This is a genomic window from Streptomyces sp. MS191, assembly GCF_008042125.1.
GTDB lineage: Bacteria > Actinomycetota > Actinomycetes > Streptomycetales > Streptomycetaceae > Streptomyces.
The window spans coordinates 281,828-296,666 of the sequence record NZ_RDBI01000054.1 but is presented as its reverse complement, the minus strand read 5'-3'; the positions used below and the strand labels follow the sequence as shown (position 1 = coordinate 296,666).

The window sequence follows — 14,839 nt, the reverse complement described above, 5'->3', positions numbered from 1 at the left end:
TCTCCATCTGCTCGGCGATCTTCATCGCCTCCTCGATCAGGGTCTCGACGATCTTCGACTCCGGAACCGTCTTGATCACCTCGCCCTTCACGAAGATCTGGCCCTTGCCGTTGCCCGACGCGACACCCAGGTCCGCCTCACGCGCCTCGCCCGGACCGTTCACCACACAACCCATCACCGCGACCCGCAGCGGCACCTCCATGCCCTCCAGACCCGCCGTGACCTCCTCGGCCAGCTTGTACACATCCACCTGCGCCCGCCCGCACGACGGACAGGAGACGATCTCCAGGCGGCGCGGCTTGAGGTTCAGCGACTCCAGGATCTGGTTGCCGACCTTGACCTCCTCGACCGGCGGTGCCGAGAGGGAGACGCGGATGGTGTCGCCGATGCCCTCGGACAGCAGCGCGCCGAAGGCGACGGCGGACTTGATGGTGCCCTGGAAGGCGGGGCCCGCCTCGGTGACGCCGAGGTGCAGCGGGTAGTCGCACTGGGCGGCGAGCTGACGGTAGGCGTTGACCATGACGACCGGGTCGTTGTGCTTGACCGAGATCTTGATGTCGCCGAAGCCGTGCTCCTCGAAGAGGGAGGCCTCCCACAGCGCGGACTCGACCAGCGCCTCGGGGGTGGCCTTGCCGTACTTCTTCAGCAGCCGGGCGTCGAGGGAGCCCGCGTTGACGCCGATCCGGATCGGGGTGCCCGCGTCCTTGGCGGCGTGGGCGATCTCCTTGACCTTGTCGTCGAACTGCTTGATGTTGCCCGGGTTGACGCGGACGGCAGCACATCCGGCCTCGATGGCGGCGAAGACGTACTTCGGCTGGAAGTGGATGTCCGCGATCACGGGGATCTGCGACTTCTTCGCGATCGTGGCGAGCGCGTCCGCGTCGTCCTGCGTCGGGCACGCCACCCGCACGATCTGACACCCCGAAGCCGTCAGCTCCGCGATCTGCTGCAGCGTCGCACCGATGTCGGACGTACGCGTCGTCGTCATCGACTGCACGGAGACGGGCGCGTCCCCGCCGACGGCGACGCTGCCGACCTGGATCTGGCGGCTCTTGCGCCGCTCGGCGAGCCGGGTCGGAACGGTCGGGATACCGAGAGAAATCGCGGTCATCTGAAGTGCAACCTCGAGGTTGTGCGTCGGCGGGCTCAGGTGTCCGAGGTTACCGCCCTCGGGAGGGATGGCCGGACACCGGCGGTGTCCGGCCTCCCCGCGGTCAGGTCAGCTTCACCGGATTGACGATGTCGGCGGCGAGCACGAGCAGCGTGAAGCAGACGAAGACACCCGCCACCACGTAGGCGGCCGGCATCAGCTTGGCCACGTCGAACGGGCCCGGGTCGGGGCGCTTGAAGATCCGCGCCGCGTGGCGGCGGACGGACTCCCACAGCGCGCCCGCGATGTGTCCGCCGTCGAGCGGCAGCAGCGGCAGCATGTTGAACAGGAACAGCGAGACGTTGAACATGACGAGCAGCTGCAGGAAGTACACGAGGAGCGTCTGCGGCGGGGCGTCGATGGTCATCAGCTCGCCGCTGATCCGGGCGGCTCCCACGACGCCGACCGGGGAGTCGGCCTTGCGCTCGCCGTCCCCGAAGGTGGCGTCCCACAGGTCCGGGACCTTGCCCGGCAGGGCGAGGACGGACTCGAAGCCGGCCTGGAGCTGCTCGGTCATCCTGGAGGCGGACTCGCCGAAGGTGAGCGGGACGACCTCGCGGCTCGACTCGAAGCCGAGGTAGCCGGCGGAGACGTACTGGGCGGGCTGGAGGACCTTGCCGTCCGCGTCCTTCTTGAGGACCTTGTTCTCCATCAGCGTGACGGGGAGCAGCCGCTCCACGCCGTCGCGCTGGACGGTGACGGTCGCGGGGCCGGTGACCGCGCGGATCCGGTCGGAGAGGGTGTTCCAGTCCGAGACGCGCTCGCCGTTGAAGGCGACGATCCGGTCGCCCTTGAGGAGTCCGGCCGCCTTGGCGGGCGAGACGGGGTCGCCGGCCCGGCAGGTGTCGCGCTTCTGGCTCTGGTCGATGACGCAGTTGGTGACGCCGGCGACCTTGGTGGTCTGGGTCTCGAAGCCGACGGCCATCGCGCTGCCGAAGAAGATCACCACGGCGAGGATCAGGTTCATGAACGGACCGGCGAACATCACGATGACGCGCTTCCACGGCTTGCGCGTGTAGAAGAGCCGGTTCTCGTCGCCGGGCTGGAGCTCCTCGAAGGACGCCTCGCGGGCGTCCTCGATCATCGAGCGCCACGGCGAGGTGGAGCGGGCCTCGATCCGGCCGTCCCTGCCCGGCGGGAACATGCCGATCATGCGGATGTAGCCGCCGGCGGGGACGGCCTTGAAGCCGTACTCGGTCTCGCCCTTCCTCCGCGACCAGATGGTCGGGCCGAAGCCGACCATGTACTGCGGCACACGGATGCCGAAGAGCTTGGCCGTGGAGAGGTGGCCGAGCTCGTGCCAGGCGATGGAGACGAGCAGTCCCAGCACGAACAGCACAATGCCGAGAAGCGTCAGAAGTACGGTCATGCGCGCGCCTCCGCGGTCGCCTTCGCTGCGAGTTCTGCCAGTTCGCGGGCCCGGGCGCGTGCCCAGGTCTCCGCTTCGAGGACGTCGGACACCGTCAGGGAGGTTCCCCGGGCGGGGGTGCCGTGTTCGGTGACGACTGCCGTGACCGTATCCATGATTCCGTTGAACGGCAGCCTTCCGGCGAGAAACGCCTCCACGCACTCCTCGTTCGCGGCGTTGAACACGGCCGGGGCGGTGCCGCCGAGCTCGCCGACGTGGCGGGCGAGTCCGACGGACGGGAACGCCTCGGTGTCGAGGGGGAAGAACTCCCAGGTGGAGGCCTTCGTCCAGTCGAAGGCGGGGGCCGCGTCCGGTACCCGCTCGGGCCAGCCGATGCCGATGGCGATCGGGCCGCGCATGTCCGGCGGGGTGGCCTGGGCGAGGGTGGAGCCGTCCGTGAACTCGACCATCGAGTGGACGTACGACTGGGGGTGGACGACGACCTCGATGCGGTCGAAGGGGATGTCGTAGAGGAGGTGCGCCTCGATGACCTCCAGGCCCTTGTTGACCAGCGTGGCGCTGTTCACCGTGATGACCGGCCCCATGGCCCAGGTGGGGTGGGCGAGCGCGTCCTCGCGGGTGACGTCCGCCAGCTCGGCCCGGGTACGGCCGCGGAAGGGGCCGCCGGAGGCGGTGACGACCAGCTTGCGGACGTCCGCACGGGTGCCGGCGGCGAGCGCCTGGAAGAGGGCGGCGTGCTCGGAGTCGACCGGGATGATCTGGCCGGGCTTGGCCAGCGCCTTCACCAGCGGGCCGCCGACGATCAGCGACTCCTTGTTGGCGAGGGCGAGGGTGCGGCCCGCTTCGAGGGCGGCGAGGGTCGGCGCGAGGCCGATGGAGCCGGTGATCCCGTTGAGCACGGTGTGGCACGGGGAGGCGGCCACCTGCGTGGCGGCGTCGGGCCCGGCCAGGATCTCGGGGAGGGGCTCGCCGCCGTACAGCGCGGTGAGCGCGTCGCGGAGCTCCTGCACCACGTCCTCGCGGGCGACGGCGACCGTGGCGACCCCCAGCCGGTGCGCCTGCTCGGCGAGCAGGGCGACCCGGCCGCCGGAGGCGGCGAGGGCGGTGACCCGGAAGCGGTCGGGGTTGCGCAGGACCAGGTCGATGGCCTGCGTGCCGATGGACCCGGTGGAGCCGAGGACGACGATGTCCCGGCGGCCTTCGGCTGGATCGAAGGCGATGTGCGGGTCGGCGAGAGGAGAGGGGCGGTCGCTCATGCCCCCCATTCTTGCCCCAAAGGCGGTGCGCTCCGACAGCGCCTCCGGCTCGGGGCGCCGGCCCGGCTCCCCCGGGCGACCGGCCGGGGGAGCCGCGGGACGGGCCGGGGCCGCCGGCGTCCCCCGTGCCGGCGGCCCGGGGGGCGGCTCAGACGGCCGCGCGGAACTCCCCGAAGACGCGGTGGAAGTCGGGGAAGGTCTTCCGTACGCAGCCGGGGTCGTCGAAGGCGATCCCGGCTGCGCGCAGCCCGGTGACCGCGAAGGACATCACGATCCGGTGGTCGCCGTGGGTGGCGATCTCGACGCCGTGCCCGGACGGCGTGCCGGGCCGGATCTCGATCCAGTCGGGGCCGGTCGCGACGTCGACGCCGAGCCGGCGCAGGTTCTCGGCGCAGGCGTCGAGGCGGTCGCACTCCTTGACGCGGGTGTTGGCGACGTCCTCGATGCGGACCGGCCCGTCGGCGAAGGGCGCGATCGCGGCCAGCGTGGGCATGGTGTCGGAGATGTCGCGCATGTTGACGGTCAGGCCGCGCAGGGTGCCGGTGCCGCGGACGGTGGTGCCGTCGGCGGCGACGTCGACCTCGGCGCCCATCCGCCGCAGCACTTCGACGAAGCCGAGGTCGCCCTGCAGGGCGCCGGTGCCCAGGCCGGGGACGGTGACCGCCCGGCCGGGTTCGAGGGCGGCTGCGGCGAAGAAGTAGCTGGAGGTGGAGGCGTCCGGCTCGATGGCGTACGTGGTGGCGCGGTACCCGGTGGGGGCGACCCGGTAGGTCCGGCCCTCCCGGGTCACCTCGGCGCCGAAGCTGCGCATCATGGCGAGGGTGATCTCGACGTACGGCTCCGAGACCAGGTCCGTGACGGTGATGTCGAGGCCCTCGGCGGTGAGCGGGCCGAGCATCAGGAGCGCGGTCAGGTACTGGGAGGACTGGCCGGCGTCGAGGGTGAGAGCGCCGCCCTTGATGCCGTCGGCGTGGACCGTGAGGGGGTGGTGGCCCTCCTCGAGCGGGTGCTGGAGGTCGACGCCGAGGGTGCGCAGCGCGGTGGTGAGGGGCCCGAGGGGGCGCCGGCGCATCTGGGCGGAGGCGTCGAAGCGGAAGGTGCCGTGGCCGGCGGCGGCGAGCGTGGGCAGGAAGCGGGCGGTGGTGGCCCCGTCGCGGCAGTACACGTCGGCTTCGTCCGCGCCGGGGCCCTCGGGGCGGCCCTCGATGTGCCAGGCCCCCGGTTCCCGCCGGACCTGGTAGCCGAGGGCGACGAGCCCCTCGGCGAAGCCCTCGGTGTCGTCGGAGACGAGCGGCCGGAGGAGCGTGGTGGTCCCGTGCGCGGCCGCGGCGAGGAAGAGCGCGCGGGCGGTGACGGACTTGGAGCCTGGGATGTCGATGACGGTCACGGCCCCATGGTGCCGTGCGCGGGGGTGGCTCGGGGGCCGAGTCCGCTGTTCGGACAGCGCGGGGGCGGTTTCCGGACGGGGCCGGGAGCGGTCCCGGGACGGGGTCCCGGCGGCGCGCGGGCGGCCGGGGCGCGCACGGGCCGCCCGGGTCGGTGTCCCGCCCCGGGCGGCCCGTCCGTCAGCCGATGCGGCGGTGGACGTTCTCGTGGAGCGAGGGGCCCGGAGGGGTGTCCGCGATCCAGGGGCCGTCCCCGCTCGGGTCGACGACGCCTGCCTCCAGCCACTCGTACGTGCCCGCGAGCACGCCCTCCACCACGGCGCGGTCCACGTCGTCCGTGTTGGACCAGAGCCGGCCGAAGAGCTCGTCGACCCGCAGCCGCGCCTGCCGGCAGAAGGCGTCGGCCAGCGCGTGGGCCTCGCGCCCGTGGTCCCCGGTGGACCGCAGCAGCTCCGCCCGGACGCATGCCGCGCTCATCGCGAAGAGCTCGGCGCCGATGTCCACGATCCGCCCGAGGAACGCCTGCTTCAGCTCCATCCGGCCCTGCCACCGCGACATCGCGTAGAACGTGGAACGGGCCAGCTTCCTCGACGTCCGCTCCACGTACCGCAGATGCGTCGCGAGGCCGCCGAACTCCCGGTAGGCGCCGGGCACCTGGCCCGGGCCCGCGACCAGCTTGGGCAGCCAGCGGGCGTAGAAGCCGCCCGCCCGCGCGCCCGCCTTCGCCTTGTCGGCGACGGACTTGTCGGGGTCGATGATGTCGCCGGCGACCGCGAGGTGCGCGTCCACCGCCTCGCGGGCGATCAGCAGATGCATGATCTCGGTCGAGCCCTCGAAGATCCGGTTGATCCGCAGGTCGCGCAGGAGCTGCTCGGCCGGCACCGCCCGCTCGCCGCGCGCCGCCAGCGAGTCGGCCGTCTCGTAGCCGCGGCCGCCGCGGATCTGGACGAGTTCGTCGGCGATGAGGCAGGCCATCTCGGAGCCGTAGAGCTTGGCGAGGGCCGCCTCGATGCGGATGTCGTTGCGGTCCTCGTCGGCCATCTGGGAGGCGAGGTCGACGACCGCCTCCAGCGCGAACGTGGTCGCCGCGATGAAGGAGATCTTGGTGCCCACGGCCTCGTGGCGGGCGACGGGCTTGCCCCACTGCTCGCGTACGGACGTCCACTCGCGGGCGATCTTCAGGGACCACTTCCCGGCGCCGACGCACATCGCCGGCAGCGAGAGGCGGCCGGTGTTGAGCGTGGTGAGGGCGATCTTGAGTCCGGCGCCCTCGGGGCCGATGCGGTTCTCCGCCGGGACCCGGACCCGGTGGAAGCGGGTGACGCCGTTCTCCAGGCCGCGCAGGCCCATGAAGGCGTTCCGGTGCTCGACGGTGACGCCGGGCGAGTCCGCCTCGACGACGAAGGCGGTGATGCCTCCCTTGTGCCCCTCGGACGCCGGGACGCGGGCCATCACGACGAGCAGGTCGGCGACGACTCCGTTGGTCGTCCAGAGCTTCACGCCGTCCAGGACGTACGCGTCCCCGTCCGGCACCGCCGTCGTGGCGAGCCGGGCCGGGTCCGAGCCCACGTCGGGCTCGGTGAGCAGGAAGGCCGAGATGTCCGTCCGGGCCAGGCGTGGCAGGAAGGCGTCCTTCTGCTCCCGCGTACCGAAGATCTTCAGCGGCTGCGGTACGCCGATCGACTGATGGGCGGACAGCAGGGCGCCGATCGCGGGGCTGGCGGAGCCGACGAGCGCGAGGGCGCGGTTGTAGTACACCTGGGTGAGGCCGAGCCCGCCGTACTTCGGGTCGATCTTCATGCCGAGCGCCCCGAGCTCCTTGAGACCGGCGACGACGTCGTCGGGGATCCGGGACTCGCGTTCGATCAGCCGTCCGTCGATCCGGGTCTCGCAGAACTCCCTGAGCCGGGCGAGGAAGGCCTCCCCGCGCTCCACGTCCGCGTCGGCGGGCAGCGGGTGGGGATGGATCAGGTCGAGGCGGAACCGGCCGAGGAAGAGCTCCTTGGCGAAGCTGGGTTTGCGCCAGTCCTGTTCACGGGCGGCCTCGGCGACCTGCCGGGCCTCGCGTTCGGTGACCTTGGGCGGTGACGTCACCCGCCCGCCGCCGCCTGGCTCGCGGGGCTGGTCGGGGTCCTGGGGGGTCTGGGGCCACCCTGCTGGTCGACGGCCGCGTCGCCGGCGTGTGGCGTCCCGCGGACGGCGGTATCGAGGCGACGGCCTTCCATCCGCTCTCCTCCGCCGTCTGGGAGGCGCTGGCCGAGGAGGCCCGGTCCCTGGCGCAGCTGCTGGCAGGCCGTGAGACGTCGGTCTACCGCCGCTGATCGGGGGGATCGTGAGGGCTCGTGGCTACCCGTCCGTAGTACCCGATTTCACCGCGTACGGAAAGACGGGGCGCCGGCCGGAGCCGTGTTCTCCGGCCGGTCCCCGGTACCCCGGCCGGAGCGTCGTACGCCCGGGGCGGCCGGGGCACCGCCCTCACGTGCCGGTGGGCAGCACCCGCACCTCGGCGGCCGCGGGGAGTTTCGCCCACCAGTGGCCGTAGCGGCGGTAGACCGACGTCTCACGGCCTGCCAGCAGCTGCGCCAGGGACCGGGCCTCCTCGGCCAGCGCCTCCCAGACGGCGGAGGAGAGCGGATGGAAGGCCGTCGCCTCGATACCGCCGTCCGCGGGACGCCACACGCCGGCGACGCGGCCGTCGACCAGCAGGGTGGGCAGCACGTCGCCGTTGACACGGATCACGAGCGGGCGGAGGTCCGGGGGGATCAGGCGCGACCGGTCGGCGTGGGCGAGCAGGACGCTGTCCCACATCGCCATGAGCCGCGGCGGGGCGGGGGTGTCCTCGTCCGGCCGCGGGGCCCCCGGGAGGTCGTACAGCGTCGACCCGTCCGGACCCTCGAGCCGCTCCACGGTGTCGTCCAGGCCGTGCAGCGCCTCGCGTACGGGCGCGCGCCGGACGAGGGCGAACTGCGCGACGTCCGCCACCGACGCGGGCCCGAAGCCCGACAGGTAGCGCAGGATCAGGGTCCGCAGCCCCTCCTGGTCGACCTGCCGTCCCGCGGGCAGCGGCCCGGACCCGGCGGCGACGAAGGACGCCCGCCGGCCGAAGGACCACGGCGGGCCGGTCGGGGCGTGGTGGAGCGGCGCGTACCCCTTCAGACCCCACCAGGCGCCGGCCGTCCTCTCCGCGCCGAGCCGCCGCTCGATCCACGCCTGCAGTTCGGGGGTGGTCCGGGACCGGTCCGCGAAGGCCAGCAGTTCCGGCAACAGCTCCTCGGCGTCCGCGGGCGTCAGTCCGGTGGCGGCGAAGCGGGCGCCCAGCCGCGAGCTGTGGAGCGTCTGCTGCATGGCCGCGCGGAAGGGCGCGTAGTCGTCGGCGTGCACGGCGTGCAGGGTGATCCGCATCAGGGTCGCCTTGACCACGGAGCGGTCGGCGAAGGCCGCGTCCAGCTCGTCGGGGGCGAAGCCGGCGAGCCGGTTCCACAGCGCCAGGTAGGGCGAGGCGGGGTCCTGGGCCTGGAGGGCGACCACGCGTCGTATCCCGTCGAGGACGGGCAGGCGCTCCCGTTCCAGGAGGAGTTGGCGGCCGAGGGTGGCCCGGTTGAGTGCGCGCGCGGTGATCGTCACGAGGCGGATTCTGCCCTGCGCCTCCGACAGCGCGGCGGTACGGCCGTGCGCGCACGTGAAGACGGCCGGAGCCCCCGCACAGTGGGCTCCGGCCGTCTGGTCCGCGGTGTACGGATCAGAGCGCGAGGCCCGTGAGGACCAGCACCCGCTCGTACGTGTAGTCGTCCATGGCGTACTTGACGCCCTCGCGGCCCACGCCGGACTTCTTGGCGCCGCCGTACGGCATCTGGTCGGCGCGGTAGGAGGGGACGTCGCCGACGATCACGCCGCCGACCTCCAGGGCGCGGTGGGCGCGGAAGGCGGCCTGCAGGTCGCGGGTGAAGACGCCGGCCTGGAGACCGAAGTCCGAGTCGTTGACCGCGGCGAAGGCCTCGGCCTCTCCGTCGACCTTGGCGATCGTCAGGACCGGGCCGAAGACCTCGGCGCGGGCCAGGGTGACCTCGGCCGGCAGGTCGGTGAGGACGGTCGGGGCGTAGGTGGCACCCTCGCGCTTGCCGCCGGCGAGCAGCGTGGCGCCGGCCGCGACGGCCTCGTCGACCCAGGACTCGACGCGGCGGGCGGCGGCCTCGTCGACGAGCGGGCCGACGTCGGTGGCGTCGTCCGCCGGGTCACCGGTGACCTGGGCCTCGACGGCGGCGACGATCTTCGGCACCAGGCGGTCGTAGACGGAGGCGTCCGCGATCACGCGCTGCACGGAGATGCAGGACTGGCCGCCCTGGTAGTTGGAGAAGGTGGCGATACGGGTCGCCGCCCAGTCCAGGTCCGCCTCGGTGGACCAGTCCGGCAGCACGACGGCCGCGGCGTTGCCGCCGAGCTCCAGGGTGCAGTGCTTGTGCGGCACGGACTCCTGGATGGCGTAGCCGACCTTGTCGGAGCCGGTGAAGGAGATGACCGGGAGGCGCTCGTCCTGGACGAGGGCCGGCATCCGGTCGTTCGGGACGGTCAGGATCGACCAGGAACCGGCCGGCAGGTCGGTCTCGGCCAGCAGCTCGCCCAGGATCAGGGAGGAGATCGGGGTGGCCGGGGCCGGCTTGAGGATGATCGGGGCGCCGACGGCGATGGCCGGGGCGACCTTGTGGGCGCTGAGGTTCAGCGGGAAGTTGAACGGCGCGATGCCGAGGACGACGCCCTTGGGGATGCGGCGGGTGAGCGCCAGCCGGCCGACGCCGCCGGCCTCGGTGTCGAGGCGCTGGGCCTCGCCGCCGTTGAAGCGACGGGCCTCCTCGGCGGCGAAGCGGAACACGGAGACCGCGCGGCCGACCTCGCCGCGCGCCCACTTGATCGGCTTGCCGTTCTCGGCGGAGATCAGCTGGGCGATCTCCTCGGTGCGCTCGGCCAGCCGCTTCGACACGTGGTCGAGGGCGGCGGCGCGGACGTGCGCCGGGGTCGCGGCGAACTCGTCGACGACGGCGTGCGCGGCGGCGACGGCCTCCTCGACCTGGGCCTCGGTGGGCACGCTGACCTTGCCGACCAGACGTCCGTCGAAGGAGTTCGTGACGTCGAAGGCGTCCTCGCCGGTGGCCTCGCGGCCGGCGAGCCAGAAGGCGTGGGTGGTCGTCATCGCGGCCCGGCCCTTTCGTGTCGATGGGTGTCGCTGACTTGTCTGCGTGCCACGTTAGGGCCGAGGGGGCACACGGTGGTTTGTCCGGTGTGGAGTAGTGGGTGGTACCCGTCCTGCCGGTTTGGCCGAACCGGCAGGTCAGCCGCGCCTCTCCGTCGACACGATGAGACAGACGCCGCCGACGACGATCGCGCCGCCGAGCGCGATGGGCCAGGTCAGGGCCTCGTTCAGGACCAGGGCGCCGAGGAGGACGGCGACGACCGGGTTGACGTAGGCGTACGTGGCGACGAGCGGCAGCGGCGCGGCCTGGAGGAGCCAGGCGTACGCGGTGAAGGCGATCAGGGAGCCGAAGACGATCAGGTAGCCGAGTGCGACCCAGGAGCGGCCGGACACCGCGGAGAGGTCGAGGCCGTGCTGCTCTCCCCGGAGGAGACCGAGGGCGAGGCCGCCGAGACCGCCGGCGATCATCTCGTAGGCGCTGGCGGTGAAGGGGTTGCCGGGCATCGGGATCCGGGACGACGAGAAGGACCCGACGGACCACATCAGGGTGGCGACGATGACGAGGACGACGCCGCTGATCCGGACGTCGCCGCTCAGGCCGGGGAGGGTGAGCACGGCGAGGCCGGCGAGGCCGAGGAGGACGCCGGCGACGGCTCCGGCGGTGGGGCGCTCGCCGGAGCAGGCCCGCAGGACGACGACCCAGGCGGGCACGACGGCGATGAGCAGCGCGGCGAGACCGGAGGGCACGGAGGTCTCGGCGAGGACGACGAGCCCGTTGCCGCCGAGGATGAGGAGCAGGCCGACGACGACGGCCGAGGCCAGCTCCCGCGGGGTGACCTTGAGGACCTGGGGGCCCTTCCGCCAGGCGAGGAGACCGGCGAGGACCAGTCCGGCGGTCACGAAGCGGGTGCCGGCGGAGAGGAAGGGCGGCATCGACTCGACGACGATCCGGATCCCGAGGTAGGTGGACCCCCACACGACGTACACGATGCCGAGCGCCGCCCATACGGCGCCGGAGATCCGCCGCGGGGCGGYGGGCGTGCGGTCGGACAGGGGGGCGGCGGGAGTCGCCTGGACCTCGGAGGCCGGATCGACGGCAGGGCTTGTCATGCCCAGGAGATTAGGGACTGCGCCCCCGAATGACCAAGAAATTTGCCCGGCATCGGGCAGCCTCGGACGATTTCCCGCGTCCGGAGGGGCCGAGCGGCTCCGGACGGGACCGGCGGGACATCCCTGGAAGGGGGGCCTCGGCCGGTCCGGATCGGCGCCGGGAGCCCGGCACGAACCGCCTGGACACCTCTACGCGGTCTCCGCGGTGTCCGCGCCGGTCGCCTTCAGGGCCAGCCACAGTTCCATCCGGACGTCCGGATCGTCGAGCGAGCGGCCGAGGATCTCCTCGACCCGGCGCATGCGGTAGCGGAGGGTGTGCCGGTGCACGCCGAGGTCCGCCGCGGCCGCGTCCCACTGCCCGTGGCGCGAGAGCCAGGCGCGCAGCGAGGCGACGAGGTCGCCCCGGCCGGTGGCGTCGTGCTCGTACAGGGCGCGCAGCATGCCGTCCGCGAACGCGCGGACCGCGTCGTCGGCGAGCAGCGGCAGCACCGATCCCGCCGCCAGGTCCTCGTGCTCGACGAGTGCCCGACCGCGCCGCCGCGCCACCGACAGGGCCTGCTCGGCCTGCTTGTACGCGGCCGCCGCCGCGATCGGCCCGGTCGGCGCCGAGAGGCCGACGACCAGCCCGGCCTCCTCGGCGTCCCGCTCGGCGTAGCTCTCGCAGGCGGCGACGACGGCGCCGCCGTCGCCGGCCAGGACGAGGAGCCGTTCGTCGTTCTCGGGTACGGCCAGGACCGTCTCGCCGGCCCGCGCCGCCGCCGACTCCAGTGCCTCGGTCAGGACCGGGAGCGGCGGCTCGCCCTCCCGTTCGCCGGGCACCGTCTCGGCGATCAGCAGCCGGAAGGGCGCGTCCAGCAGTCCGCCGTAGAGGTCGCCCGCCACGGCGCGGGCGTGGTCCGGCTGACCGGACAGCATCATGCGGAGCACCGCCGCGCCGAGCCGCCCCTCGGCGGCCTGGAGCGAGCGCGAGCGCTCGGTCGTCAGGGTGAGCAGCGCGATCGCCGAGTGCACGGCGTACCGTTCCGCCGTCCCCAGCGCCGCCCCGGTGCCGACGGCGAGGGCGCCCCGCACGCGGCGTCCGCTGCCCAGCGACTGGAGCTCGACCCGGTCGTCGGTGCCGCCGACGACGGCGCTGGCGGGCGCCGGGCGTTCCCGGAGGCGTTCGACGTCGGGGGTCAGCCGGGCGGCCCGGCGCGCCGCCCATTCGGGCGACACGGCGAGGACGGCGCCGGAGGTGTCGTAGAGCGCGGCCCAGCCGTCCACGTGGGCCGCGAGCCGGGCCACCACGGCGTCCGGGCCCTCCGCGAGCGCGGCCCGGGTCAACTCGCGCTGGGCCTCGAAACCGGCGGTGACGGCCCGGTACTGGTCGGCGGCGATCGCCGCCGACACGGCCTTGCTGATGGCGAGGAAAGGCGTCCGCCGCGGCACCTCCAGCAGCGGCAGTCCCTCCGCCGAGGCCGCCTCGACCAGCGCCGGAGGCACGTCCTCGTAGTTCACGCCGACGGCGAAGCCGAGCCCCACCACGCCCGCGCCGAGCAGCCGGCGCACGTAGCGGAGCATCGCGTCGGCGTCGCCGGCGTCCAGGGTCAGCCCGGTGGTGAGCAGCAGCTCGCCGCCCTCCATGTACGGCACGGGGTCGGTGAGCTCGCTGACGTGGGCCCAGCGCACGGGGGTGTCCAGGCCGTCCTCACCGGCCCGGACGGTGAGTTTGAGTGCCGAGTGCTGGACGAGGGACGCGAGGGTGGGCGGCATGGGACCGTCGAACCTTTGGGCAGAGGACTGCGGGGCGACTGCGCACGCAGCGGACGCCGCTCCGACGAACGACGCCCCCGATTGTGCCAGGGCCCACCCGGTCCCGCGTCAGCTCCGCAGATCCACCAGCAGCGGCGGCGTGTGCTCGCCCCGTACATGGGTCAGGGACAGCACGGCGTGCCCGGCGGGGACGGCGTGCGCCAGGTCGGAGGCCGACCACCGCTGCCGCTCCACCTCCCGTACGGTCACGGCCTCGGCGGTCGCCGCCTTGCCGGTCACCACGCGCCGCATGAAGTGCAGGGCCTTGGTCAGCGGCTCGTCGGAGATGATCTGGCGGTTGGTGACGTCGCGGGTCTGCACCCACTCCGTGCCCCAGGTCTCCGCGAACCGTCCGCCGTCCCAGGGGGCGATGCCGGCGAACGCCATCCGGCATCCGACGGCCCCGAGGAGGGGTCCGCGCAGTGCCTCCGGCACGTCCTCCAGGCTGCGCAGGGCGAGGAGGACCCCGGCGTTGGCGGAGCGCAGCCGCTGCACGGACCGGACGGACTCGCCGGTGACGGTGTACGTGGCGTCGTCGAGGACCAGGCAGGCGAAGAGGGAGCGGTCGCGGCGGGCCAGGATCGCCTCGGAGAACTGGGCGAGCAGCAGCCGGGACACGATCCGGGAGGCCTCTGCGTGCCCGCGCTCGGGCAGGTCGACCCGGACCCGCAGCGGATGCTCGACGGCGTGCAGGGAGAACTGCCGGGTCTCGCCGTCGGTGCGGAAGAAGCGCGCGAAGGCGGGCCGGTCCAGGAAGGCGATGCGCTCCGCGAGGAGCTCTCCGACGTCGTCGCCGCGTGCGGCCTGCCGCTGCCGGGCGTCGAGCTCGCGCAGCTGGGCGGGGTCGTCGCCGACGGCCGCGCGCAGCGCGTCGAGGGCCGCGGGCGTGCCGCCGAGCAGTTCGCGCAGTTCGGGCACGGCCGGGAAGCGGTCGTGGGCGGCACGGAAGGGGCCGATCAGCTGGGCGAGCGCGGTGGCGGCCCGGCGGCTGTCGGCGACCAGGTCGCCGACGAGCGCCTCGGCGAGGATCCGCGCGGCCTCGTCGGGGTCGTCGGCCCCGCCGTAGAGGTCGAGGTCATGGGTGGAGTCGGGCCGGCCGACGGAGACGACGACGTCGAAGGACTCGTCGGGGCCGAGGGCCGGGCCGTGCGAGGTGACGGCCACGACGGCGGCGCGGTTCGCCAGGGCCTGGAGGCACAGCGACTCGACGACGGGCCGCACGAGCCGCACGGTCTTCCCGGCCCCCGCGGGCCCGACGGCGAGCAGCGAGGTCCCGAGCAGCCCCGGCTCCAGGGCGACGCCCGTGGTGCGGCGGGCGTAGGGGTTGCGGGGGTGGTCGGCGGCGGTGCCGATGAGCACCTGCGCCGTGGCCAGGTCGTGGGTGGCGCTGCGGACGGGCAGGTCGCGGACTCCGGAGGGGTGGCCGCAGGCGGCGGCGCCGCGGGTCCGCACGGCCTCCGTGAAGGCGGCGAGCCGCTCGGGCCGGGCCGTGCCCACTAGATTGACGGTGGCACAGATGCGGCGACCTGGCTGGTCAGGGGGCAGGGGTTCATGGAGACCGACGGCACGTACGAGTCACGCGACACCCGGGGA

9 protein-coding genes and 2 pseudogenes are annotated in these 14,839 nt (G+C 73.5%); 1 reads left to right on the top strand and 10 read right to left on the bottom strand.

The genetic code is table 11. The features are described 5' to 3' along the window. The 5 genes from ispG to EAO71_RS24410 form a co-directional block, all read right to left on the bottom strand. Positions 1–1,111 (bottom strand): flavodoxin-dependent (E)-4-hydroxy-3-methylbut-2-enyl-diphosphate synthase (ispG, locus tag EAO71_RS24430; RefSeq protein ID WP_147980043.1); only part of this gene is annotated, 1,111 nt, incomplete at its 3' end. Positions 1,112–1,214: 103 nt separating this feature from the next. Next, on the bottom strand, positions 1,215–2,519 hold the full coding sequence (locus tag EAO71_RS24425) for a M50 family metallopeptidase (protein WP_147979950.1): 1,305 nt from the start codon (positions 2,517–2,519) through the stop codon (positions 1,215–1,217). Continuing rightward, positions 2,516–3,775, bottom strand: a complete 1,260-nt coding sequence (gene dxr / locus EAO71_RS24420) for a 1-deoxy-D-xylulose-5-phosphate reductoisomerase (RefSeq protein ID WP_147979949.1) — start codon at positions 3,773–3,775, stop codon at positions 2,516–2,518. The genes EAO71_RS24425 and dxr overlap by 4 nt, the downstream gene beginning before the upstream one ends. Before the next feature lie 148 nt (positions 3,776–3,923). Next, entirely contained in the window at positions 3,924–5,162 is a 1,239-nt protein-coding gene (aroA, locus tag EAO71_RS24415; RefSeq protein WP_147979948.1) for a 3-phosphoshikimate 1-carboxyvinyltransferase, read from the bottom strand. Between the two features lie 178 nt (positions 5,163–5,340). Next, entirely contained in the window at positions 5,341–7,254 is a 1,914-nt protein-coding gene (locus tag EAO71_RS24410) for an acyl-CoA dehydrogenase family protein (RefSeq protein ID WP_147979947.1), read from the bottom strand. On the opposite strand from EAO71_RS24410, the pseudogene EAO71_RS24405 reads away from it, so the two are divergent. Then, a pseudogene (locus EAO71_RS24405) lies at positions 7,245–7,481 on the top strand (DNA glycosylase AlkZ-like family protein); the annotation flags it as partial. The gene EAO71_RS24410 and the pseudogene EAO71_RS24405 overlap by 10 nt on opposite strands. 154 nt (positions 7,482–7,635) lie before the next feature. Here the strand turns inward: EAO71_RS24405 and EAO71_RS24400 are convergent. The 5 genes and pseudogenes from EAO71_RS24400 to EAO71_RS24380 all read right to left on the bottom strand — a co-directional run. Next, positions 7,636–8,784 carry a winged helix DNA-binding domain-containing protein gene (locus EAO71_RS24400; RefSeq protein WP_147979946.1) on the bottom strand — a complete coding sequence of 383 codons (1,149 nt, stop codon included), beginning with the start codon at positions 8,782–8,784 and terminating at the stop codon, positions 7,636–7,638. A gap of 115 nt (positions 8,785–8,899) precedes the next feature. Next, positions 8,900–10,345 carry an aldehyde dehydrogenase family protein gene (locus tag EAO71_RS24395; RefSeq protein ID WP_147979945.1) on the bottom strand — a complete coding sequence of 482 codons (1,446 nt, stop codon included), beginning with the start codon at positions 10,343–10,345 and terminating at the stop codon, positions 8,900–8,902. 138 nt (positions 10,346–10,483) lie between these two features. Beyond that, positions 10,484–11,455 (bottom strand): EamA family transporter, encoded by a 972-nt coding sequence (locus EAO71_RS24390; protein WP_147979944.1) that lies wholly within the window; start codon positions 11,453–11,455, stop codon positions 10,484–10,486. Positions 11,456–11,644: 189 nt separating this feature from the next. Next, a complete protein-coding gene (locus EAO71_RS24385) occupies positions 11,645–13,207 on the bottom strand; it encodes a PucR family transcriptional regulator (protein ID WP_147979943.1) in 1,563 nt (520 codons plus the stop codon). Between the two features lie 108 nt (positions 13,208–13,315). Then, positions 13,316–14,731: pseudogene (locus EAO71_RS24380) on the bottom strand (type IV secretory system conjugative DNA transfer family protein); the annotation flags it as partial. Between the last annotated feature and the right edge of the window lie 108 nt (positions 14,732–14,839).

Bases quoted from the DNA above. Each gene is read 5' to 3' on its own strand.
- dxr (WP_147979949.1), bottom strand. From the start codon at position 3,775: ATGAGCGACCGCCCCTCTCCTCTCGCCGACCCGCACATCGCCTTCGAT.
- EAO71_RS24385 (WP_147979943.1), bottom strand. From the start codon at position 13,207: ATGCCGCCCACCCTCGCGTCCCTCGTCCAGCACTCGGCACTCAAACTC.
- EAO71_RS24425 (WP_147979950.1), bottom strand. From the start codon at position 2,519: ATGACCGTACTTCTGACGCTTCTCGGCATTGTGCTGTTCGTGCTGGGA.
- EAO71_RS24395 (WP_147979945.1), bottom strand. From the start codon at position 10,345: ATGACGACCACCCACGCCTTCTGGCTCGCCGGCCGCGAGGCCACCGGC.